This is a genomic window from Lactobacillus sp. ESL0259 (genome assembly GCF_003693045.1).
GTDB lineage: Bacteria > Bacillota > Bacilli > Lactobacillales > Lactobacillaceae > Lactobacillus > Lactobacillus melliventris.
This window is the reverse complement of sequence record NZ_REHP01000008.1, coordinates 11,808-35,313: the sequence shown is the minus strand read 5'-3', so window position 1 is coordinate 35,313 and position 23,506 is coordinate 11,808. Positions and strand designations below refer to the sequence as shown.

At 34.7% G+C, this 23,506-nt stretch carries 17 protein-coding genes, 6 tRNA genes, 1 rRNA gene, 1 pseudogene and 1 riboswitch; of the genes and pseudogenes, 14 read left to right on the top strand and 11 right to left on the bottom strand.

Features of this window, described 5'->3' with window-relative positions:
• Positions 1-19 precede the first annotated feature (19 nt).
• The 3 genes from rrf to F5ESL0259_RS05880 all read left to right on the top strand — a co-directional run bounded on the left by rrf (position 20) and on the right by F5ESL0259_RS05880 (position 316).
• Positions 20-136, top strand: a 5S ribosomal RNA gene (rrf, locus tag F5ESL0259_RS05890).
• 10 nt (positions 137-146) lie between these two features.
• Positions 147-219 (top strand) — tRNA-Asn (locus tag F5ESL0259_RS05885).
• Between the two features lie 7 nt (positions 220-226).
• Positions 227-316 (top strand) — tRNA-Ser (locus tag F5ESL0259_RS05880).
• A 153-nt stretch (positions 317-469) separates the two neighbouring features.
• Here the strand turns inward: F5ESL0259_RS05880 and F5ESL0259_RS05875 are convergent.
• Positions 470-1,748: pseudogene (locus F5ESL0259_RS05875) on the bottom strand (ISL3 family transposase).
• Between the two features lie 258 nt (positions 1,749-2,006).
• On the opposite strand from F5ESL0259_RS05875, the gene F5ESL0259_RS08960 reads away from it, so the two are divergent.
• Positions 2,007-2,159: a hypothetical protein gene (locus F5ESL0259_RS08960; RefSeq protein ID WP_158595998.1), complete on the top strand. Its 153-nt coding sequence runs from the start codon at positions 2,007-2,009 to the stop codon at positions 2,157-2,159.
• On the opposite strand, the gene F5ESL0259_RS05870 is transcribed toward F5ESL0259_RS08960, so the two are convergent.
• Both F5ESL0259_RS05870 and F5ESL0259_RS05860 read right to left on the bottom strand, forming a co-directional pair.
• Complete coding sequence (locus tag F5ESL0259_RS05870) at positions 2,156-2,986, bottom strand: hypothetical protein (protein ID WP_122037812.1); 831 nt, start codon at positions 2,984-2,986, stop codon at positions 2,156-2,158. The two genes, F5ESL0259_RS08960 and F5ESL0259_RS05870, sit on opposite strands and share 4 nt — an antisense overlap.
• A gap of 448 nt (positions 2,987-3,434) precedes the next feature.
• Positions 3,435-4,121 carry a minor capsid protein gene (locus F5ESL0259_RS05860; protein ID WP_122037810.1) on the bottom strand — a complete coding sequence of 229 codons (687 nt, stop codon included), beginning with the start codon at positions 4,119-4,121 and terminating at the stop codon, positions 3,435-3,437.
• 1,543 nt (positions 4,122-5,664) lie between these two features.
• Here F5ESL0259_RS05860 and F5ESL0259_RS05855 point away from each other — a divergent pair.
• The 6 genes from F5ESL0259_RS05855 (at position 5,665) to F5ESL0259_RS05830 (ending at position 9,737) form a co-directional block, all read left to right on the top strand.
• Positions 5,665-5,737, top strand: a tRNA-Val gene (locus F5ESL0259_RS05855).
• Between the two features lie 123 nt (positions 5,738-5,860).
• Positions 5,861-5,932: transfer RNA gene (locus F5ESL0259_RS05850), tRNA-Glu, on the top strand.
• A 4-nt stretch (positions 5,933-5,936) separates the two neighbouring features.
• Positions 5,937-6,009, top strand: a tRNA-Val gene (locus tag F5ESL0259_RS05845).
• Positions 6,010-6,089: 80 nt separating this feature from the next.
• Positions 6,090-6,170, top strand: a riboswitch (SMK box riboswitch).
• Positions 6,168-7,367, top strand: coding sequence for a methionine adenosyltransferase (gene metK / locus F5ESL0259_RS05840; RefSeq protein WP_122037809.1), 1,200 nt, complete (start codon positions 6,168-6,170; stop codon positions 7,365-7,367). (Overlaps the previous riboswitch by 3 nt.)
• A gap of 29 nt (positions 7,368-7,396) precedes the next feature.
• On the top strand, positions 7,397-8,851 hold the full coding sequence (locus F5ESL0259_RS05835) for an MDR family MFS transporter (RefSeq protein ID WP_122037808.1): 1,455 nt from the start codon (positions 7,397-7,399) through the stop codon (positions 8,849-8,851).
• 139 nt (positions 8,852-8,990) lie between these two features.
• Positions 8,991-9,737: a tyrosine-protein phosphatase gene (locus F5ESL0259_RS05830; protein WP_122037807.1), complete on the top strand. Its 747-nt coding sequence runs from the start codon at positions 8,991-8,993 to the stop codon at positions 9,735-9,737.
• A gap of 47 nt (positions 9,738-9,784) precedes the next feature.
• On the opposite strand, the gene F5ESL0259_RS05825 is transcribed toward F5ESL0259_RS05830, so the two are convergent.
• From F5ESL0259_RS05825 to F5ESL0259_RS05810, 4 genes are all read right to left on the bottom strand, one after another.
• Positions 9,785-10,918, bottom strand: a complete 1,134-nt coding sequence (locus F5ESL0259_RS05825; RefSeq protein WP_122037806.1) for a hypothetical protein — start codon at positions 10,916-10,918, stop codon at positions 9,785-9,787.
• 4 nt (positions 10,919-10,922) lie between these two features.
• Positions 10,923-11,534 carry an ABC transporter ATP-binding protein gene (locus tag F5ESL0259_RS05820; RefSeq protein ID WP_122037805.1) on the bottom strand — a complete coding sequence of 204 codons (612 nt, stop codon included), beginning with the start codon at positions 11,532-11,534 and terminating at the stop codon, positions 10,923-10,925.
• Complete coding sequence (locus tag F5ESL0259_RS05815; RefSeq protein ID WP_122037804.1) at positions 11,531-12,721, bottom strand: hypothetical protein; 1,191 nt, start codon at positions 12,719-12,721, stop codon at positions 11,531-11,533. The genes F5ESL0259_RS05820 and F5ESL0259_RS05815 overlap by 4 nt, the downstream gene beginning before the upstream one ends.
• 66 nt (positions 12,722-12,787) lie before the next feature.
• Complete coding sequence (locus F5ESL0259_RS05810) at positions 12,788-13,981, bottom strand: hypothetical protein (protein ID WP_122037803.1); 1,194 nt, start codon at positions 13,979-13,981, stop codon at positions 12,788-12,790.
• Between the two features lie 329 nt (positions 13,982-14,310).
• Between F5ESL0259_RS05810 and F5ESL0259_RS05805 the strand changes: the two genes are divergently transcribed.
• Positions 14,311-14,799, top strand: a complete 489-nt coding sequence (locus F5ESL0259_RS05805) for a cupin domain-containing protein (RefSeq protein ID WP_110446322.1) — start codon at positions 14,311-14,313, stop codon at positions 14,797-14,799.
• Positions 14,800-14,868: 69 nt separating this feature from the next.
• Here the strand turns inward: F5ESL0259_RS05805 and F5ESL0259_RS05800 are convergent, their stop codons facing one another.
• Positions 14,869-15,531: a phosphatase PAP2 family protein gene (locus F5ESL0259_RS05800; RefSeq protein WP_122037802.1), complete on the bottom strand. Its 663-nt coding sequence runs from the start codon at positions 15,529-15,531 to the stop codon at positions 14,869-14,871.
• Between the two features lie 283 nt (positions 15,532-15,814).
• On the opposite strand from F5ESL0259_RS05800, the gene leuS reads away from it, so the two are divergent.
• Together leuS and F5ESL0259_RS05790 are read left to right on the top strand one after the other, a co-directional pair.
• Positions 15,815-18,229: a leucine--tRNA ligase gene (gene leuS / locus F5ESL0259_RS05795; protein ID WP_122037801.1), complete on the top strand. Its 2,415-nt coding sequence runs from the start codon at positions 15,815-15,817 to the stop codon at positions 18,227-18,229.
• A gap of 95 nt (positions 18,230-18,324) precedes the next feature.
• Positions 18,325-19,968: a polysaccharide biosynthesis protein gene (locus F5ESL0259_RS05790; protein ID WP_122037800.1), complete on the top strand. Its 1,644-nt coding sequence runs from the start codon at positions 18,325-18,327 to the stop codon at positions 19,966-19,968.
• A gap of 209 nt (positions 19,969-20,177) precedes the next feature.
• Here the strand turns inward: F5ESL0259_RS05790 and F5ESL0259_RS05785 are convergent, their stop codons facing one another.
• From F5ESL0259_RS05785 to F5ESL0259_RS05775, 3 genes are all read right to left on the bottom strand, one after another.
• Positions 20,178-21,284, bottom strand: a complete 1,107-nt coding sequence (locus F5ESL0259_RS05785) for a pyridoxal phosphate-dependent aminotransferase (protein ID WP_122037799.1) — start codon at positions 21,282-21,284, stop codon at positions 20,178-20,180.
• A gap of 202 nt (positions 21,285-21,486) precedes the next feature.
• Positions 21,487-21,711 carry a PspC domain-containing protein gene (locus tag F5ESL0259_RS05780; protein WP_046325161.1) on the bottom strand — a complete coding sequence of 75 codons (225 nt, stop codon included), beginning with the start codon at positions 21,709-21,711 and terminating at the stop codon, positions 21,487-21,489.
• A 330-nt stretch (positions 21,712-22,041) separates the two neighbouring features.
• Positions 22,042-22,125: transfer RNA gene (locus F5ESL0259_RS05775), tRNA-Leu, on the bottom strand.
• Positions 22,126-22,225: 100 nt separating this feature from the next.
• On the opposite strand from F5ESL0259_RS05775, the gene F5ESL0259_RS05770 reads away from it, so the two are divergent.
• Positions 22,226-23,506, top strand: coding sequence for a serine hydrolase (locus F5ESL0259_RS05770; RefSeq protein ID WP_122037798.1), 1,281 nt, complete (start codon positions 22,226-22,228; stop codon positions 23,504-23,506).

The window sequence follows — 23,506 nt, the reverse complement described above, 5'->3', positions numbered from 1 at the left end:
AAAAGCTCACAAGGAAAAGTACGGTGGCAAGAGCAAGAAGGAAACACCTGTAACCATGCCGAACACAGCAGTTAAGCTTCTTCACGCCGAGAGTAGTTGGTGGGAGACTGCCTGCGAGGGTAGGACGCTGCCGTGCTTTTTAGTATTCCGGCTTAGCTCAGTTGGTAGAGCGCTTGACTGTTAATCAAGATGTCGTCAGTTCGAGTCTGACAGCCGGAGTTAATTTGGAGTGTTGTCCGAGTGGCTTAAGGAGCATGATTGGAAATCATGTATATGGGTTAATCCTGTATCGAGAGTTCAAATCTCTCACACTCCGCTATTAGTAATAAGAAGCTTGTAATATCAACTGTTACAAGCTTTTATTATGCTTTCGCACGGCATTGGCACGGCATAAAAGTATAAAAAATAAAAAAGCTAAATATTTAAGGTTCTTTGGCAAGTCCTGTTGATAGAGTTTAAATGAATAGAATCAAGCAGCTAATAAACTGCTTCGTTCTTTTTCTTTTACCTTGCTTTCTGCTAATCTAATCCTAGTTAGCAGATTGTGGCAGTTGGCGTAGCCAAAAGCTGTGCGCTCAATTAGTTTAATCTTGCGCTTGCAGCCCTCTAAGCAGTCGTTGGAATAATTCAATGTTATCCCGTTAATTACTGCTTTCAGGTTATGCTTAAAAGTTAACAGGGTTTGATGCATTTGCCAGCCAACTTCTTCTTTAGCATGAATCACTTCATTAATTGCCTGTGGATCTTTGGCGGCTAAAGCATCATAAAATGCCTGCAGCAGGTTGTAGGCATCAGTGAGCTCCGTGCTGCAGGCGATGCCTTCGTTGACTACCTGCTCTTGTGTCAGATTGTCTTTGTAGTGCCAATTGTAATGCGGATGAATTTTGTCGAGTTCCTGGTACTGCTTGAGATACAGTTTCCAGGGTGCTTTAAGCAGTTGGTATTCTCTGCTAGTCTTTTTGAATTTCTTCATGACCTGCACGTGCAGAGAGTTGAAGGTGCGTGTATGCATTTGTACCATGTGAAAGCGATCAATCACAAGCTCAGCGTTGGGGAAGCTTGCTCGCACAATGTCTTGATAGTAAAAATTCAGGTCCAGAGAAACTGTTTTGACGCCTTGCAAAGCCGCTGGCGAAAACTTTTTGAAGTAGGCTATAATTGCTTTTTTATAGCGTGTTCGGAGAATCTGAACCACCTCGTGTTTGTCGGCATCAAGACAAATAAAATGCAAGGTGCGGTCAACGCCTTTAAACTCGTCGAAGGCCAGATGCTCCGGCAAATAATCATAGCTGCTACTAAACTGATGCGAGCAAGAGCCCAGCACTCTTTGCACCGTATTGACAGAGACATTGTTTTCCCGGGCAATGCTGGTCATTGAGCGGTCTTCTGTTAAAGCACTGAGAATTTTGAGCTTAGAATGCTGGGAAATACAGCAGTATTTGCCTACCAGGTCAGATTGAGCCATTGAGCGTTTATTGCAGGTGCGACACCAGACTCTCTGCTTAAAAAGTCTAATAAATAATGACTGGCTGACTGGCATTGGCAGCAGGATAGCGGATTTCGGTTTTCAAACGGCCATTGTGTCGCAGCTCCTGTGAGCCACAAAAGGGACAACTGGGCTGCAATAAGACAGCTTGGTAAACCTTCTGCTTATAGCCGTTAGCCAAACGGAAGAAATAATCTTCAAAAACAATGTTTTGATCTTTAATATCAAGAGCAAATTTAATATAATTATTAAAAGAGGACATAATTCAAACCTTCTATAAAATATTGGGTGAAGTTAATATTTTATTACAAGAAGCAAGAGGAAGATGTTCTCCTTTTTTATGCAATAAAAAACCTATTAACAGCTTACCACATGGATAAGTCATCAACAGGATAAATTATAGAGCCATATTTAACTCTCTAATTGAATTAGCGGTGATATTTTTATAATTCTATTTCTTAGTATTTGCTTTGTCCTTTAAATGTTTTATACTTACATTTAAGTATGAAAGGTGGTTAAAATGAAGTATAAAAATTTAATATTAAAAAATATAGCCTCTTTAACTACTGATGTCAAAAAAAATAGAATTTATACTAAAAAAGAAGAAAAAACCTTGGAAAAAGAATATAGATTTTTAAAAAATAAAAACAATTCTTGGTTTAATAAGATTTAAAAATAAACAGCGACAGGCTTAACGAGCTTGTCTTTTTTCTGTGCAATTTGACTTTGAATCAATAAGAAATCATTAAAATCAGGGACAAATTTAGTTATTAGTCCTGGATTATCACCAATTTCTTCAAATAGTGACTCTAGTTTTCTATCTTCGTTTGAAACTTCATTTTCAATTACGCCTAGAACATGAATTTTTCGTTTTGATCCAGAAAGTAATTGAAGTTGGCTGTTGCTCATTCTTAGACAACTTGTTTTTAAGAATGAAATACTGTTGTTAACTTTTAGCAAAACTGTTTCTGGTAATAGATCCGTCATGACCTGGCCATATTTTTTGATTATATCCAATCCCTTTTTAAAGTCATTAGACTCTTCATTATTACTATCAGCAGACTCCATTATTAAGTTGATGAAGTTTTCAAAAGTTTCATTACTCAAGTTAGCTAATGATGAAAAATCATATATTTCAAATTCACCGTTCTTTATCGTTAGATCGCCTTGTTTGGAATTGTTGTTAAGCTTACCCACACCTAATTTGTTAAGTAGCCTATTTAATTGATAATCATTAAAAGTAATGTTTACTAATTCTTGTTCAGAAGATAAGTTACTATGAGTATTTGTTGTTGCTAATTGAAGACTTCCTTGAATTAATTTGAAAAGACCAGCATCTGTTTCACCCGATTTCTTCGTAGAGCTACCTGCCTCTTTGCTGTTTTTCTTGCCAGACTGAATAGACTCAATAAGTCCATGATCAATTTGTGCTAAAGATGAGTAAAGCTCAATTGTATCTAAATATATTATTTCCTTATTATCTTTACTGTTTTTTCCCATTATTTTCTCCCGATTTAATGACCTTAGGTTTAATGTCTCTGGTTTGTTGGACAAAATCTAGTTGCTAATTTACCAGTCAAGTGCAATAGTCGTGAAAATGAAACAAATTATTTAAATAGAAAGGGAAAAATTGAAAACGTCAATTGTACAATTGCTTGAGAAGGCTGCCGGATTTGTAAAGCTTGGTACTCTTTTATATCAAAAATTTAATCAAGTAATGAAGACCAAGATAGTTACACTTAAGAAAGTTAGCAATCTTGAATGCATACTTACCTGCAATTTTAATAGAAAAAGATTCCAATTTACGTTGAAAGGTCAATAAAGATGCTTAAGGAAAAGAAGTTTAATATGGAAAACTTAAGGTTTAAAACAATAATATAGTTGTCACCTAGGTATTACTAAGATATTACTAATTTCTATGCTATAAAATCTAGTAGTTTTTATCCTTTTAAAAATATATTTTTTTCCATTCGTTAAAATTAATATTATTGATGTATTCTCCTTTTCCCGTTATTGGATTACGAGCCCATCGAGTAGTATTTGTTGGCATATTATGGAAATACGGAGTAGTTGTACATCTACAACCAGGATGTATTAATGGATAGTTAATACCTGTCTTTTTATCTTTAATATCAAATATTTTCCCATCTAAGTTGCCACATATTGAACAAGTTTTGATATCAAGTGTAGCTAGAAAAAAATACTGTTTTATTTTCTCATCTAAATATTCAATATAATTTAAATTTTCCTGTTCTTCAGCTTCTTTTACTTTGTCATAATGATACTTAACCGGTCCGATTCCCGACCATGTTTTATCACTTTTATGGTTATAAATAAGTTTTTGCTTAATTTTTAGGAGTCGTTTTCCATCTGAAGTTAGTCTCTTTTCAGTGGACAATAATCTGTAATTTTGGAGTTTTTTAATGCTTTCATTAGCATTAATTCCATATTCTCTATAAAAATAAAGAGGAATATTATTATAATTGTTTTTTCGATATTTATCTTTGAGCTCGTCAATGTAACTAACTTTATTTGAAGAATTATTATCCATCTTAGAAAAAGTAGTTTCATTTTTATTTTCATGTTGTTTAGTTTTTTTTGATTTTAAACTAAATAAAATTTTTTTAAAATTCATAAATTCTCCATTGTAACTATTTGTAGTATTTAAATTGATTTCTAAAAAAGCAAGTTATTACAATTTTTATGTAACCATATTAATAAGCATTCAGTAGAGAAATATATCTTTACCTTATAAAACAACTGTTTTATCCTAAATAATTAATTGATTTTCAAAGTTGTCTTAAATAACCTCAGATAATATGCGTCTTCTTCACGTATTCCTATCGTCAGAAGATTGTTGCATTATTATGCGATTTCTTTTTGACAAAACAAAAAAATTTAAAAATGTTTTGATTCAGTTTATTTGTTAAAAAATCAGGAGATACAGTGGCAATACGCTCACGAATAAAGTGAAAAGCTTTCAAAATAAATAAAAAAGAATATAAAATCAAACTAGATAATAGGAATTTGATAAAACTTGAATTGGATAAATTAATGGGTGAAAATCAACTTAATACCAATCGCAGATATTTATAATGTAACAGCACAAACAGGCAATAATAAATATGTTCTGAGGTGAAATAAGTAAAAAGGATTTATTGAAATATAGATTTGTAGCTTAACTACTTGAATAGTTTAAGGCTAAAATAATAAATAACTTTAAATCTTTCTTTTATTATCTTCACATCTATAATTTTTAGTTATGTATCTTACAATACTAAAAATTGGAGCAATTGATCTTGTGATTCAGAAAATTTGTAGATTGAATTAAATGTTTAATCGCTCTTGTTGTAGTCTTTTTATCACTTATATCTTATGTATGATTTAACTACTTTTAGTTATACCATATTTTGTAGATTAATTTGTAGATTAATAAGAAGGAAAAATATGGCAAAGTGTTATAGTGATTAAAATTTTAAGACAAAAAGGCTTTATTTAAAAAGGATGTGTCAGAAATGATTGTGATATTTCTATCAAGTATTTGTCAAATAAAAGTTTTACAAAAATTCCTTATCCTATACCAATGCTTGTAAGAAGGCTAGTGAAATGAAATTCAACGTAGACCAATTCCAAATGTTGAATAAAAATCTGTGATTAAATTTAATGAACAGTTAAACATTGTTAACATAATTATCGGAAGGAAAAAGGACTTAAATATGAGAAAAGTAAATTTATGAAGATGATATTATGGTTAGAAAGTAAGTTCAGGTCTGTTAAAGTTCACAATAACTATGTAATTTTAAAAATATATAAAAAGCTGTAATTAAAAATAGGAGAGATATCAGGATGATCAAGAAAGCTTTGTAAAATTAGAATACTATTTTGTTGAAGAAATCGAGAACGAAGACGATGACCAGCCTGAACTTATTTTTATGGCTGCAGGTGGTAATCCTCAAGATATATGGATTTCAGATGTAGTAAGCGCAGAGCCGGAATAGAATAAATATATAATAATCGATTCAGATACAATAAAAATATTTTGAGTAAACCGTATATAGCTTTATAACCCTAAAAATAATACCTAACAACCAATTCGATCAAAAATTTCCAAAAAAGTGTAGACATAAAAAGAAACTTATGCTAAATTATTAGAAGTGGTCGAGAGACAACAACAAAATGGAGGATTAGCTCAGCTGGGAGAGCATCTGCCTTACAAGCAGGAGGTCACAGGTTCGAGCCCTGTATCCTCCATAATAATGGTGGTGTGAAGGGAAGTTCGCACCGCCATTATTTATTGATTTAATTAATGAATAGAATCCTTGCATTTTCTTTCAGAATAGGTATACTATTGAATGTGCTTTGATTCAGAACAATGACCCGTTGGTCAAGTGGTTAAGACATCGCCCTTTCACGGCGGTAACATGGGTTCAAATCCCGTACGGGTCACTTTGGAGGATTAGCTCAGCTGGGAGAGCATCTGCCTTACAAGCAGGAGGTCACAGGTTCGAGCCCTGTATCCTCCATCGTTCTATGGCTACCGAACCTGCGGTAGCCTTTTTTATTATCAATATAATATATAAAAATATAGAACGAAAAGTAAAAAAATCGGTTCAAGTCCTGAGAGGATCCTGTAATGGAGATGCCTTGTAACCGAATAGCTATTGTCTATAGGGGGACTATTATGGAAAAACGTTTATTTACTTCAGAATCAGTTTCTGAAGGTCATCCAGATAAAGTTGCTGATCAGATTTCAGATGCAATTTTGGATGCTATTATTGCCAAGGATCCGCAAGCTCATGTTGCTTGCGAGACTATTGTCAATACTGGAATTGTCTATGTTTTTGGCGAAATTTCTACAACTGCATATGTTGACATTCAAAGCATTGTTCGCAAGACTGTTTTGAGAATTGGTTATGATAAACCTGAGCTCGGTTTTGATGGCAATAATTGCGCCGTTTTAATTGATATTGATGAACAATCACCGGATATAGCTCAAGGTGTTGACCATTCACTTGAAACACGTGAAAATCAATCTGATAATGATCAGCTAGATCAAATTGGTGCAGGTGATCAAGGTTTGATGTTCGGCTTTGCAATCAACGAAACGCCTGAATTAATGCCTTTACCAATTTCACTGGCTCACCGCTTAATGCGGCAAGTTGCAAAACTCCGTAAAGATGGTACTTTAACATGGCTTAGGCCTGATGCTAAGGCTCAGGTAACGGTTGAATATGATGAAAAGCAGAAGCCTAAACGGGTTGATACTGTGGTTATTTCTACTCAAACCGATGATAAAGTTTCTAACAAGGAAATTCGTCAGGCTATGATTGATCTGGTGATAAAAAAAGTAATACCTGAGAAGTACCTGGACGAAAAGACCAAGTTTTTGATTAATCCGTCGGGTCGCTTTGTTATTGGCGGACCGAAAGGTGATTCAGGTTTAACTGGCCGCAAAATTATTGTTGATACTTACGGCGGCTATGCTCGTCACGGTGGCGGTGCATTTTCAGGCAAAGATCCAACAAAAGTTGATCGTAGTGCCAGCTATGCGGCAAGATATGTAGCCAAGAATATAGTTGCTGCAGGCCTAGCTGAGCGTTGTGAAGTTCAATTGGCTTATGCAATTGGTGTCGCTCATCCTGTTTCAGTTATGATCGATACGGCAGGAACTGGAAAAGTTAGCGATGACTTATTGACCAAAGCTGTCCGTAAAGTTTTTGATTTACGTCCAGCCGGTATTATAAAAATGCTGAATCTTAGACGCCCGATTTACGAGCAAACGGCAGCTTATGGTCATTTTGGCCGGACAGATATAGATTTACCATGGGAAAAGACCGATAAAGTTCAAGAATTGTTAGACTTTGTTAACGAAAATAAGTAATTTTTTTCATAAGTAAGGGAGTTGTAATTTTGAAGAAAACAAATGTACGAGTAGTAATGATTGCGATTTTTATGACCACATTTATGACTGCTATTGAAGGTACGATCGTTTCTACTGCAATGCCGACAATTGTTTCTGATCTAAATGGGTTGGAAATTATGAATTGGGTTGTTTCAATATTTTTGTTTATGACCGCTGTATCAACTCCTTTATATGGCAAATTAGCAGACAGTATTGGACGTAAACCAATTTTTTTGTTTGGAATAGCGTTATTTGTTATTGGGTCTGCACTTTGTGGCCAAGCTCAAAATATGGTTGAACTGATTTTATTCCGTGTTATTCAAGGATTGGGTTCCGGAGCAGTTCAGCCGGTCGCTATGACAATCATTGCTGATTTATACAGTATTGAAAAAAGGACAAAAATGTTAGGCCTCAATTCAGGATTTTGGGGCGTGGCTTCAGTCATTGCCCCATTACTAGGTGGCTTTATTGTGCAAAACCTTTCATGGCACTGGGTTTTTTATATTAATGTGCCAATAGGGATCATTGCATTACTATTAATTATCTTTTTCCTAAAGGAACCTAAAAATAAGAAAAAATCAAAACTTGATATTAAGGGAACATTTTGGTTAATAGTTTTACTTTTGACTTTGATGTTCACATTGCAAGATTTGGGAACAATCAAACCGCTTGTTTTTGCCGCTCTAGTCGCTTTAATCGTTATCAGTGCTGTTATCTTCTATCATGAAGAAAAACGCGCAGAAGACCCAATAATGCCACTATCAATGCTAAAGGGCAGAGAGTTCCTAGCTGTAAATATGATTACGCTGTTAGTCGCCGGCGTAGTTATTGGCTTCGAATTTTATATTCCAACTTGGATGCAGGGCATTAATGGTACATCTGCTACAATTGCCGGTTTTGCGGTGACCCCAAGCTCTGTAATGTGGGTCGTAGGATCATTTTTAATTGGCGGTATGTTAAGCCGTTGGGGTGTTAAGAAAACTTTCTTTGGCTTATTAGCAGTGTTGTTAGTGGCAGATTGTATGTTGCTAATTGTCCCTATTCATACTCCTTTTTGGGTATTCTGTGTGATTGCTACCTTAAATGGCTTTTCCTTCGGCGGAGTTTTAACTGCTTCACAGGTGCGCTCACAAGTTTTAGTTTCTAAAGAAAATATTGGTGTAGCCACTTCTTTTAACACCTTAATGAGATATTTAGGTCAAACCATGATGGTTTCAATTTTTGGTATTACTTTTAATACCATTGTGGCGAACCAACTTGCTAAACATCCCAACTTGACACAAGGTATGATGAATAAAATTGTTTCGTCAGCTAAGGCGCAAGAACTGGCTGCAAACTTAGTACCTCAATTAAGACAAGTGTTGTTTAGCGCCTTAAAAGGTGTTTACTGCGTTTCACTTGCTGCAATTATTATCTCCGTTATTTTTAACTGTATTTATCAAAAAGCAGATAGTAATAATTAATAATACAAAATTTAAATAATACCGCTGGAAGAATTGTCCAGCGGTTTTTTGCTTAAAAATATCTTCCGCAGTAGAAATATCTTTTCTTAAAAATTATAATTAATACTATTAAAAATAAAATTTAACGGGAGCAGTAAAAATGGTAAGGGAAATTACAAATTGGCGTTCCTTAGGTGGAAATGTTGGCGCTGACGGAAGAAAGGTCAAAGATGGACTTTTATTTAGGTGTGGCCAGCTATATAATCTAACCGCCTACCAAAAAGAACAGGTTCAGAATAAATATCAAATTAGGAGAGTTTTTGATTTTAGGGGTGAGGAAGAAAGAAAACAATATCCGGATTACTTGTGGCCAGGATTAGATTATGTTGTAATTGATGTTTTAAAAGACGCTCAAGTTAATCAGGCAAGTGTAGATGAAATTATTTCTGCTAACAATCAAGCTGAAGAGGATATGCTTACCACCTATGAAGAATTAGCACTCCAAAATTCAGCACAAAAAGGCTATCACCAGTTTTTGCTGACACTAATAAATGATCCGGTGCCGACTGCCTTTCACTGTTTTGCCGGTAAAGATCGTACGGGTGTGGCAGCGGCTTTGATTTTGAAAAGCTTGGGCGTGAGTGATGACCAAATTTTTGCTGATTACTTAAAAACAATTAAGGCTAGAAAACAAGAAAATCAAGCGATTTTGGATTACTTAAGAGACCAATTATCCAGTTCCCAATTACAAGATGTAGCTGTAGCTTTAACTGTGCAAAAATCCTATTTAGAAAGATATTTTAAGGCTATTAAGCAAAATTATGGTGATTTTGACAATTATTTGATTAAAGGGTTGGATCTGCCGCTTGATTTTAAAACTAAAATGAGACAAATTTATTTAGAGTAAAAAGCAGAAGAGCCCGGGAAAAATATTTCTCCCAGACTCCTTTATTTTTAACTTATTTGACTATTTTTACCTAATTTCTTCATCTGCCTTGAAAGCCATGGCCATGAAAAATTGAGGATGGTGAGCATGACAATTGAGACTATAAGAATTCTATAGCCAAAAATAAAATTAAGCTGTGGGTTTTTAAATTTGGTTGCTAAGTTTCCAGTTGCCACCTGAGTTGAAAGCAGATAAGTCATTGGTATGTATTGCACAACTGCGGTTTTAGTCATTCCCCCAACACCAGAGGTTGATTGTAAAATAAATGGTAAAATTGCACCACCTAACAGTATGAATAGTGCTAAGAAAAGACAACTTAATTGATTACGGGTAATTTGAGCTAAAAGAAGTAATAAAAGCACGATGAAAATGCATGCCAAGATAGATAAAATAAGCGCTGGCTTTAGCCAAACAGAAAGTGGTTGATAAGTATTTTTAAGCATTCCTGGCAAAATAACTCCTTGAATTGGATAAGTGAGTGAGCCACTACCAAAAAGCAGACTGCAAAGTCCCCAGATTAAAAGACAGATGAAAAGAGTTAGTAAAAAAGCAATTAGTAATCCTAAAATGATATCTAGAGTTACACTGTGCTTATTTGGCAACAATACGGTACGATTTAAATGATCAACATACTTTGATGCGAATATATTACTTAAAATAAAACAAAGCATGATGACGATCATTGCAGGCAAAAATCCTTCTGAAAGTTTAAATAGGAATAACCAACCCTGTTTAGGATACTGCTCATTTTGTTCTGGTAAATTTGCTTGCTTTAGAGCATGCAAACGGGCATTTTTCTGCTTAATTTCTTGTCTGAGATCAGCTCCTCCGATTTTGACTTGCGCTGCTTGCCTGTTATTTTGACGAATCATCAGTTCATATGCATGATCCCAATTTTCATTATCTAGGGCTTTTAATATCTGCCGCTCATTTCTATTTTGATTTTTAATCGTGGGCAAATTAGCTTGGGACTGTTTCTGCTTGCTTAAATCTTGGTTTATTTGGTAACGGATTGTAGTTTGATCACCTTTTAAAGCATTATAGCCTAGAATAAACCCTGCACATATTAGCACTATACTTAAAATTAGCCATGTCAAAGTATTTTTAAATACTTTTTTAAATTGTAATTCGAAATAGGCCATAGCTCTATCCTCGAACTAATTGGTGGTGCTTTAATGTCAAAGTATCATCAACAATTCCTGCTACTTCATCTTGATAATGAGAAGCCATAATAATAAGCTTGTTTTGCTTTGCTAAATTAGCCAATTCCTGATAAAGAGTTTGCCGGCTATCACTGTCCAGGCCATTATTAATTTCATCCATTAGTAAGTACTGGGCATCACTTAACTCGTAAAGGGCAACTACCAATTTTTGCTTCATCCCTAATGAATACTTTCTAATTGCAGTTTTTACATAATTATTCATTTCCCAGCGGTTTATGATATCTTGTAGATCCTGGTTTGAATGCCACTCGTTTTTAACAAATTGCATATAATCGAACCCCGAAAGATTTTTGTCAAACCAGTCAGAAGTTTCGAGGTAAAAAACCTGGCTCTTGACGTTAGCAAAAGGCTTGCCGTCAAACAAGACTTGGCCTGAACTTGGCGCCAGTAAGCTAACCATAGTTCTGAGGACGCTGGTTTTACCAGTGCCATTAAGTGCATGAAGCATGTATATTTTGCCATTTTGAAAGTTAAAATTGGCATTTTTGAGTATGGGTTCACGTAATGTAAGGCTTAGATCTTTAATTTCAATCATCTTGTTTTCCTCCCTTTCTGGGCTTTCTGTGCGATAAAGTAGTTTAAAAATAACAGAATAATAATTCCTAGGGCTAAAACTAGGATGCCATTGGTGAAATTAACTTGCGGGTAAGTGACTAATTTGGTTTCATCTGCAAAGACATAAGCATTACTGATGCCAAACATACCATCGACTGGTTGTAAGGAGAAAAAGTAGCTCATAGGAATAAATTGAGCAAAATTTCGTGCTGCTAACACGTATTGTGGAAGAACCATACCGCCAACTAATATTAGAACGGAAATGAATAATGCCAACAGACGGTTTTTAAATACTTGTACGAAAAGCAAAACCACACTTGCAATGAACATAAAGCTAAATAATTCTAAAATTAAAGTAGGGCAAAATAGACGATTCATTGGAATGAAGACATTCCGTTTAGCTACTGCATCTATACCCATCATCGGATATTTAAAGTTACCAGTCCCGAAAAATATACTCGGAATAATAAAAAGTAATAGAAATGCTGCTAAGAAATAACCGAATCCAATTAATGAACCAGTGCCAAATTCAATCAGCAAATGATTTTTTTGCGGTAAAAGATTTGCTAGACGCATCCGCTCATAAAAACCGGACGAATATAACTTGATCAGAATAAAAATTATGGCTAAAACTGCTATAGGGGGTAAGACTTCCTGCATCATTTCTAATATAAAAAAGCCGCCCTTAACAGAATAATGTTCATTTTCTTCTGGTAAGTTATTTCGTTTCAGATACTGTAATTTTTGAATATTACTTTTAATTGCCAGTATATTATCTTTACTGACATTATTACGTTTTGCATCAGCAAGATTGTATTTTTCTTGCTTTATTATGATTTGATAAGCCTGCTGCCACTTATTCGTTTGAATTGCTTTAATTAGTGTCTTAAATTCTTTCATAGAAGAATTATTTTCAGCCAGATCCAGTTCAATTTTGCGGCGGGTTGTTTTGGTCAAATTTGATTTTTGTAACTGTTTTTGATAATACCTGACATTTTTCTCTTCCAGAGCTATATTTTCTTTAGCTTCTATTATGCGCGGATTAATGTAGCGCGAATTGTAGTTTTTTATCCAAAAATAAAAACATCCGAGTAAAATGGCTAAAAGGCTAATCCAGGTAAATTTACTTTTGAGCACCTGTTTGATTTTTAACTTAAAATATGGCATTTTTCTCACCTTTTTATATAAAAATTAAAAAGATAGTTTAGACGTTTTAAGATAATATTGATAAAGTTAACTTGTTTTTATTCCTTTTTGTGCTTTTTCGGCGACAAAGTAATTTAGAAGCAAAAGAATTAATATTCCTACTAGTAAAACAATTACACCGTTAGTAAAATTTACTTGCGGATAAGTTACCAATTTCGTTTCATCTGCGATGACATAGGAATTACTGATACCAAACATGCCATTCACTGGTTGTAAAGCAAAGAAGTAGCTCATCGGAATGAACTGAGCAAAACTCCGTTCAGCTACTATGTATTGTGGGATAACCATACCTCCAACCAATACCAGTACAGAAAAAAGTAACGCAATAATAGGATTCTTAAAAAACTGAACGAAAAATAACACCATGCCTGAGATAAAGATAAAACTTAACAATTCTAACATTAAAATTGGCAACAAGAGTTGATGCATTGGAATAAAAATATATTCTTTAGTCACAGGGTTCATGCCCGCAATTGGATAGTTAAAATTGCCAGTTCCGGCAAAAAGACTAGGTATCAAAAAAATCAACAAGAAGGTAACGAGAAAATAACAGAAACCCATTAAAGAACCAGTAGAAAATTCGCTTAATACCAATCTGTTTTGCGGTAATAAGTTGCCTAACCTCATACGGTCAAAGTAATCACTTGCAAATATTTTTACCAGAACAAAAATAACGGCTAGGACTACAAGTATAGGTAAGAATTGTTCCATAACAAAAATAAGAAAAAAACCGCCTTTTACTGGATTAATAGTCTGTTCTTTTGGTAAATGTTGTTTAGCTAATGTTTGCAGTTCCAATAAATCACGTTTACTTATAGCAACGGCTTCACTATTCGAGCCATTTTTCTTAGCATCAGCAAGCCAAAATTTGGCTTCTTTAATCATGATCGGATAGGCTTTTTGCCAATCTTTGGACTGGAGGGCCTTAATGAGTTTTTGTTTTTCAGCTATATCTGATTGGGAACCCTTTAGACTTTTTCTTATTTGCTTCTTATTGTCCTCATCTAATTTTTTCTGTTTGAGTTCTTTTTGAAAATATATGACGTTTTTCTTTTGCATAGCTACATTAGCTTTTGCAGTACTAAGTTCCATACTGTCAGACTTGCTAGCATAATAATTCTTTGTCCAAAAAGAGAGGCAACCTACTAGAATAGCTATCAGACTGATCCAGGTAAATTTACTTTTGAGCATTTGCTTAACTTTTAACTTCATGTACGGCATTTTTGGTCACCTCTTAATCTAGGTTTAAAAAAACTGCTAGATTAAAATTATTGATCTAGCAGTTTTTATGACTTCAATATTAAAATTAATGTCACGGCACTAACACGGTACCTTTTAAGTGTCAACATTTAATTACTTGATGATATAATATTATTTCTTTTTTTGCAATAAAAAGTTCATATAATATTTGCTATTGTAAGATTAATTTAATCAATCAAACTTAAATTTCTATAAGTTCTTAACTTCTATCTAAAAAATTACTAGCTGACTTTAAAGCAAAAATGCGTTAAATTTGTATATATAATTTGTATTTTTGTTAAGGAGAAAAAATGAAACGTGACGATTATATCAAAGCATTAAATCTTGAACCGCATCAAGAAGGGGGTTGGTTCAGGCAAGTTTATGCCAGTGATAAGCAGTTTTATGATGAAGATAGTAAAGCAGAGCGCTTTTATTATACTTCCATCTATTTTTTGCTTGATGACACAAGTTGTTCTCACTTTCACCGTTTGAATCATGATGAAATGTGGTATTACCATGACGGTGAAGCGATTACTATTCACTGTATTACTCCAGAAGGTAAATATTCAGCCGTTAAATTGGGTAAAAATGTTTCTGCTGGTGAAAGAATGCAATTCAGAGTTCCGAAGAATACCATTTTTGCTTCGGAAGTTGTAAAACCAGATAGTTTTTGTTTAGTAAGCTGTGTAGTTTCGCCAGGATTTGATTATCACGACTTTGAACTGCTTAAAAAGGGAGATTTACTCAAACAATATCCCGCTTATAAAAAGGTCATTGAGCGGTTAGCGCTGGATTAGAATGATTTTGATATCAAAAAAAGGATTCAAAACTTTAAATCAGTTTGAATCCTTTTACTTAGCTTTTACTTAGTATAAATTGCTTTGTGCTCTTTGACTTTCTAAATAATAATGGTAAAGAAAGGAGTATCCAATTAAGAGAAATGCGATTCCCTCTAGAAAACCCCCAATTACGTCAGATGGATAATGGACATGACTGAAAATTCTGGTGTAACCAATTAATATTGGAAAGCAAGCCCAAACAAGACATAATACTGTTTTAGCAGCTTTATTTTTGATTAATAAAATTGTTAGAACAATTAAAATTCCAAATAAAGTAGCACTGCCAACAGAGTGACCTGAGGGAAAACTGTAACCATGAGCTGCAACAAGATGTTCAGTAAGTGGTCTGTGCCTTGCAATTGCATGCTTGATGATCCAATTATAGCCATTAGCACCTATCATAGTTCCTGCAGTAAAAACAGCACACGCGAATTTTTTGCAAAGAGCTAAAATAATTACCAGAATTATAGTCTCAATTAGGATAACATTAGTATTGCCTAAATTAGTAAAAGTTGTCGCAAATTTGATTATAATAGGATTATTGTTGCAGATAATATTAATCATTGATTGGTCAAAATTGTGAATAAATTGATTTTCAGAAGCAACTAAAATTGCCCAGATAGCGTACAAAATCAAAAATATGGTCGCAGGTATTATCGTGTCTCTCTTTGTTTGTATCGTTTTGTTCAAAAATTTTCTCCCCTTGTTTTTTTTTGCATTTGTGGTAAATTATAATCATTATTGGTCAAAAAATAAAGATCAGGAACTAGTAGCAGTTTTATTTTTCTATAGAGAAAAGTCGGTTGGTGCAAGACTAGAAAAAAGATTGTGAACTGAGCCTGGAACAATTCTAACGTTTGCTATCCGCGTTAAGGGGCAAGAAGTGTCACGCTTTCGGCGTGGAACTTAGGTGGTACCGCGATTATTCGTCCTATGAAAGAATTTCATAGGACTTTTTTTATGAGGTAAAAATATGTACAATCACAAAGTTGTTGAAAAAAAATGGCAGGATTACTGGGAAAAAAATCAAACTTTTAAAACAGGTAACGATCCCAAAAAGAAGAATTTTTATGTTTTAGATATGTTTCCTTTTCCATCTGGTAAGGGACTTCACGTAGGACACCCCGAAGGGTACACAGCAACAGATATCATTGCAAGGATGAAACGTAGCCAAGGCTATAATGTACTGCACCCAATGGGTTGGGATGCTTTTGGCCTTCCGACTGAACAGTATGCTCTCCAAACTGGACAAGATCCGGCAGTTGTTACTACTGAAAATATTGCCAATTTCAAACGGCAGCTTAATACTCTGGGATTCTCATATGACTGGAACAGGGAACTTGCAACCTGTGATCCTAAATACTACAAGTGGACGCAGTGGACATTTGAACAAATGTATAAAAATGGTTTGGCCTATGAAGCGGAAGCACCGGTTAACTGGTCACCTGATTTAGGTACAGTTGTTGCTAACGAAGATATTGTTGATGGTAAGACTGAACGCGGTGGTTATCCTATCTATCGGCGCAATATGAAGCAATGGATGCTGAGAATAACTAAATATGCAGATCGTCTTCTTGCCGGTTTGGATAATCTTGACTGGCCAGAAAATATTAAAGAAATGCAACGTAACTGGATTGGGCGGTCAGTAGGTGCCCAAATTACTTTTAAGGTCAAAAACTCTAATGAGACTTTTGATGTCTTTAGTACCCGACCAGATACTTTATTTGGCGCAACCTATGCTGTTTTAGCTCCTGAAAATAAATTAGTTCAAAAAATTATGACCGCTGGTCAAAAAGATGAAGTTAACGCTTATATTAAGCAAATTGAATCTAAGTCCGACCTTGAAAGAACAGATTTAAATAAAACCAAAACTGGAGTTTTTACTGGCGCTTACGCCATTAACCCCGTAAACAACAAAGAAATTCCAATTTGGATTGCTGATTATGTTCTTGCTAGCTATGGTACTGGTGCCGTAATGGCTGTACCGGCCCATGATACGCGTGATTATGAGTTCGCTCGGAAATTCAATTTGCCTATTAAACCAGTTATTAAGGGCGGAGATGTTGCACAAGAAGCATATACTGGTGACGGCCCACACATAGATTCAGAGTTTTTAAATGGGCTCAATAATGCTGAAGCAAAGGATAAAATCGTTGGGTGGCTTACTGAACACCACGCTGGAGAGAAAAAGGTTAATTACAAGTTACGAGACTGGGAATTTAGTCGTCAGCGTTATTGGGGTGAACCAATTCCAGTAATTCACTGGGAAGATGGAGAAACTACATTGGTCCCAGAAGATGAATTACCGCTCGTTTTACCTCATGCTACTGACATTAAGCCGTCAGGTACACCTGAAAGTCCATTGGTAAACTTGCAGGACTGGGTAAATGTAGTTGACAAAAACGGTCGGAAAGGTAAGAGAGAAACTAATACCATGCCTAACTGGGCAGGTTCATCATGGTATTTCTTACGCTTTGTTGATCCGCATAATGACAATAAGTTGGCTGATTACGAAATGCTAAAGAAATGGATGCCAGTTGACCTTTATATTGGTGGCGCAGAACATGCTGTCCGGCACCTGCTTTATGCCAGATTTTGGAATATGGTTCTATATGATTTAGGTGTTATTCCTAATGAAGAACCATTCCAAAGACTATTCAATCAAGGATTAATCCTGAAAGATCATGATAAAATGTCCAAATCAAAAGGTAACGTAGTTAATCCTGATGATGTGATTGATGAATATGGTGCAGACAGTCTTAGAATGTATGAAATGTTCATGGGACCTCTTGATGCATCTATTGACTGGGATGATAATGGTCCTGCTTCAACCAAAAAGTTCTTAGACAGAGTTTGGCGTCTGTTTGTTAATGATTTGGATCTTAAAGCCATACCACAAGAAAATATTGTGGCTGAAAACGATGGCACTTTAGATAAAATTTATAACGAAACTGTTAAAAAAGTAACTGAAGATTTTGATGACTTACATTTCAATACTGCAATTTCTCAATTAATGGTCTTTGTTAATGCTGCGCAAAAAGCAAAAACGATTCCAAGAAAATATGCGGAAGGTTTCATTACGCTTTTAGCCCCAATCGCTCCTCACATGATGGAAGAAATCTGGCAAATCTTTGGTCATGCGCAATCCGTAACTTTTGCAAAATGGCCAACCTATGATTCAGCAAAACTGGTTGAATCAACAGTCGAAATTATGGTGCAAGTAAATGGCAAGCTGCGTGGCAATTTTAAGGCGACTGTTGACATGGATAAAGATCAAGCTAAAAAACAAGCATTAGCATTGCCTCACGTCCAGAAATTTTTAGAAGGCAAAGATATTAAAAAAGTCATCGTCGTACCAAATAAGATTGTCAATATTGTGGCTAAATAAAGTTAATTTTTCCTAAAGTGCAAAGTATATTTGTTGTTAATTGCCCATTTTCATTCACAATAATATAGTTAGTAGACTAGATTTAGGGAACTTTAATGAAAGAAAATAATTTATCTGAACAAAATACACAAAATACCTTTATTAAGGGCAGTGCGTGGATGACATTCGGCTCTATTACCTCACGTATTTTGGGTGCTCTCTATATTATTCCATGGTTTTATTGGATGTCGCCCTATGGTAATATTGCCAATGCCTTAACTGCCAGAAGTTATAACATTTATAGTATTTTTATTTTAATATCCACTGCGGGCATTCCAGGTGCTGTTGCTAAACAGGTGGCTAAGTATAATGCGCTTAATGAGTACGGAGTTGGACGTAAGCTTTTTCATCGCGGCTTAATCTTAATGGTATTTCTGGGAATTATTTCTGCTGCAGTGATGTATTTTGCTTCACCTTTTTTAGCTTCTAATGGTTCACAAATTGATCCAAGACAAGTAAGGGTAATGAGAAGCCTGTCTTACGCCATCTTAATTATTCCTGTATTAAGTATTATGAGGGGCTATTTTCAAGGCTACGAAGACATGATGCCGTCAGCAATGTCCCAGTTTGTAGAACAATTAGCACGAGTAATTTGGATGCTGTTAACTGCTTATATTATTATGCAAGTACAGCATGGTAATTTTGTTGATGCGGTGGTGCAATCAAATTTGGCTGCTGCGATTGGAGCAGTTTTTGGCATAGCTATTTTAACGTGGTTTTTGCTGTCTAGACGTAATAAACTTAACGAGTTAGTTGAAAATTCCAATAATGAAATACAGGTTTCAACTTCTGCTCTTTTTGCTGAAATTATTGCCCAGGCAATTCCTTTTATAATTATTGATGCAGGTATTCAACTTTTTTATCTGGTAGACCAATATAGCTTTCATCCAATTATCTCCAGTTTGGTTAGCGCAACTAATAATACAATTGAAACTTGGTATGCGTTATTTGCGCTTAATGCCAATAAGTTGATAATGATCATTGTGTCTTTAGCAAGTGCTATGGCTGTGACGACAATTCCGCTGTTGTCTGCAGCTCACACTAAGCATGATTTTCGTGCAATTTCTGACCAAATTGGTAATACTTTAGATTTATTTTTATTTGTCATGATTCCCGCTTCTTTTGGCATGGCTGCGATTTCTACACCTATCTATACCATCTTTTACGGTTATGACAAACTGGGTTCAAATGTACTATACCTTTCTTCCTTTACAGCTATTAGTTTGGGCTTGTTTACGGTATTAATGGCTATTTTACAGGGCCTATCGGAAAATGGACTTGCAATTAAATATTTAGTATTAGGGTTAATCATTAAGATTTTAATGCAATACCCCATGATTTATGTCTTTAAAATATTTGGTCCATTGATTGCCACTAATTTAGGAATGCTTGTCATTATCTTTATGGCGATAGAACACCTTAAGATTAATTACAATTTCAATCAGGATCGTACAAGACGACGTTTTATTGGCATTACTGCATTTTCAGTTATCATGTTTTTTCTGGTTTTGGCAGTAGAAAAAGGACTGGAGTTGTTCTTAAGTCCTGCAAGCAGTTTACAGTCACTTGTCATTGTTTTTGTTGCGGTAGTTGTGGGTTGCTTGTTTTATGGCTTTGCGGCTATTAAGTCTAATTTAGCACAGAAAATTTTAGGAAATAAAATCATTCCAATATTGGAAAAACTGCACATTCGTGCTTAAATAAAACCTAATATAAGCGAATTTGATACCGATTGTTCAGTCGGTATCATTTTTTATTTTATTTAATTAAACAACTTAAGATTAATTATGAATTGGGTAAAAAGTGAGGTAAAATAAAAAAGCTCCTAGGCTGCTGGAATGAACTCTGGCGCTTGCTGAGCTTTTTTTAATATAATAATCTTTAAATTATTCTTGTAATTTTATACGTGCTACTTATTATAATTCAAAGTGTAATCTACACAATCAATAATTTTTTGTACACCTTTTACTAAAATTCCTTTTTCGGTTGAAAGAGAAATTCTGAAGTATCTGTCTGAATATTGGAAATCACTTCCCTTGGCCACAATTACATGAAAGTGTTTTTCCAGCAATTTATAGTATAGGTCAATGTCCTTGATGGTTTCTGGTACTTCAATAAACATGTATAAGCCACCCATGTATGAGGAGCAAGGAAAATATTTACTCCTAGTAAAAAGTTTGGTTAATTCTGTACCTGTCTGTTTAATTTCCTCAATATGGTGGGTATATTTCTCTGGTTCTTCCAAAATTATTTCCCCAATGAATTGACTAATAGTTGGGGCACTGAAAGTGATCCCTTCATTATAAAAGCCATCCCGTTCAATAATATTGGCCGGTGCAATGACATAGCCAAGACGTATTCCTGGTATGGCAAAACTTTTGGAAAAGCTGCTTACTAAAATTTGATGGGAAATATCAGTTGAGATTGGTTGGTATTGATATTTACAGGGATAATCGCTGTAAACATGATCGTCAATCACAAAGATATTTTTCTCTTCACAGAGATTATTCAAGAATTCCCGGTCCTTTGGCGACAAACTGGCTCCAGTAGGATTGTTAGGATAATTAATAATGATGGCCTTAGTATTTGCATTGACGGCTTTTTTGATTTGCTCAATTGGCAGTGCAAAAGTAGGAGCCTCTGATTTAACAATTACTGGAGTTGCACCCACTCCCGCAATTAAATTTAAGTATGAAGGGAAAAAAGGAGCAATAACAATAATTTCATCAGATTTATTTTTGATGATAGATCTTAATGATAAAAAAGCACCATGCAGACATGAAACGGTGATTTGAATATTATTGATGTCAATATCCTTGATACCGTAAGTCTCACTGTAGTATGACACAATTTTTTCTCTCAGTTCAGGCAGTCCTAAACCCGGAGTATATCCATTTCCAGCATGCTCAACTCTTTTTACCAGTTTAGCAATTATTCTTTTGTTTATTCCAGAACGAAAATCTCCAATAGATAAGTCAATGTAATCGGATGGAAGTATATTAACGTCTAAGCTCATAATACGCTAACCTTTCTTTAAGTAAATTATTGTCTAAATCATATTCTTTAATTAAAAAAAGGTCAACTTGTCAAAAAATAAATCCAAGTATAAATGAGCAGTTTTGCCCATATATACTTGGATTTTTAGCTAATCTCACGTTAATTTAATTTTGAAAGACTTAAATAACGTGTTGAAATTCAATTATATTTTTATAATCAGTTTAAGGTTTGTGAAATTCACCATCAAGAGTATCATCATGACGATTTTTTTCAGGCATTACAATAGCAGCAATAATATATAAAAGCAGTCCGGGAAAGGTTGTACATAGTATTAATGCTGCACCACCAATTCTGGTCCACGCTTTATCCCAACCAAAATATTCTGCAACACCGCCAAATACGCCGGATATAACTTTATCCTGGGATTTTGTTAATCGTTTTTGCATGACTGTGCCTCCTTTTGTATTAATTTTAATACAAAATAATCATTAAAGTACATATTAAAATATTTTTTATTATAAAAATACTAGTTACAATTTAAAATTTCAATATTTCAATAAATGAAAAAATCAGTTTCAAGGCATCCCACACAAAAAAATTTTTAAAAATATATTATTGTTTGCAACATATGAGGATTATCTCATTTTCATCATTAAGGTCAGATAATTCAGTGGGAGACAGGTTCTTTTAAGTTTCTGCTTGCATTAATTGTGCATCGCAAAAGTATCAGAATAGTAAAAGAGCTAATCCCTATAGATTAGCTCTTATTGCACCAATGCCCCGAAAAAGATTCGAACTTTCACTTAGTTACCTAAACAGCGACCTGAACGCTGCGCGTCTGCCAATTCCGCCATCGGGGCTTATTATTTTTAGCACAGTAATAATCATACCAAAAATTTGGTAAAATGTAATCATAAAACGTAAAATAATTAAAAAAAATCAGGAAAGGGTGATTTATACTTGAAAAAGAAAGCTAAAGCGATCATTTTAATTTTTATCAGTTTATTAATTTTAGTGGTTCCTGTGGATGTAAAAGCCGCCCCAGAGTTACCTGATAACTATAATAAAAATGAAGTCAACATTGATGCCAAGGCGGCAATTGCTATAGACAGTAAAACAGGACAGTTGCTGTATGGTAAAAACATTAACAAGCAATTACCTATAGCTTCGATGACCAAATTGGTGACTGTTTATTTGACACTAAAGGCGATTGATCAAAATAAAATAAATTGGGATACTAAAGTAACGCCAACTCAGCAGATTTTTGCTGTTGCAAGTAACAGAGAATATTCCAACGTTCCACTGCGTATGAAGCATACCTATACAATCAGGCAGTTGTATCAGGCAACATTAATTGAATCGGCTAATGGAGCCGCAATGATGTTAGCACAAGCAGTTAGTGGTTCCCAAGTAGCTTTTGTCAAGCAAATGAGACAGCAACTAAATAAATGGGGTATTAAGAGCGATCAGATATATACGACTTGTGGTTTACCTAACAAGAGTGTGGGTAACGATGGCTATCCAGATGCAGATAAAGATGCCGAAAATATGTTGTCGGCCAAAGAGATGGCAATCATTGGGCAGCATTTAATTCAAGATTTTCCGGAAGTGCTTAAAACTACTAACATTGCTAAAATGAATTTTATTGATCAAAAAATGGCTATACCAATGAGCAATTTTAACTGGATGCTAAAAGGGATGCCGCAGTACCGCAAACGTTTTAAGATTGATGGCTTAAAGACGGGAACAACTGATGCTGCTGGTGCTTGCTTCATTGCAACTGCACGCCATCAAGGCGGCAGAATCATCACGGTGGTAATGGGAGCAAAACATTTAACCAATACAGACCCAGCGCGTTTTATTCAGACTGGCAAGCTACTTGACTATGTCTATCAGAACTATCAGCCTCTAGTTTTTCAGCGTAATGAGGTAATTATAGGTCATACTAATGTAGAAGTTCACAACGGAGAAGCCAGACAAATAAATATTGGTATGAAGAATAAAAGTCTGATTTGGGTGCCTCAAAATGGTCCAAAATTTAAAGTGGGTTTAACGGCAAAAGTTGTTGAAGCTCCCATTAAAGTAGGGCAAAGAATTAATTACTATTACTTTAAAGCCGGTAAAAATAAAATTATTTCTCTGCAACAGCCTAATGGCTTACTTTTACCTGCTCAGGCATTACAATCAACTAATAAAGTTAACTTTTTAATTAGATTTTGGCGTTGGCTTTTTGGAGGCTAA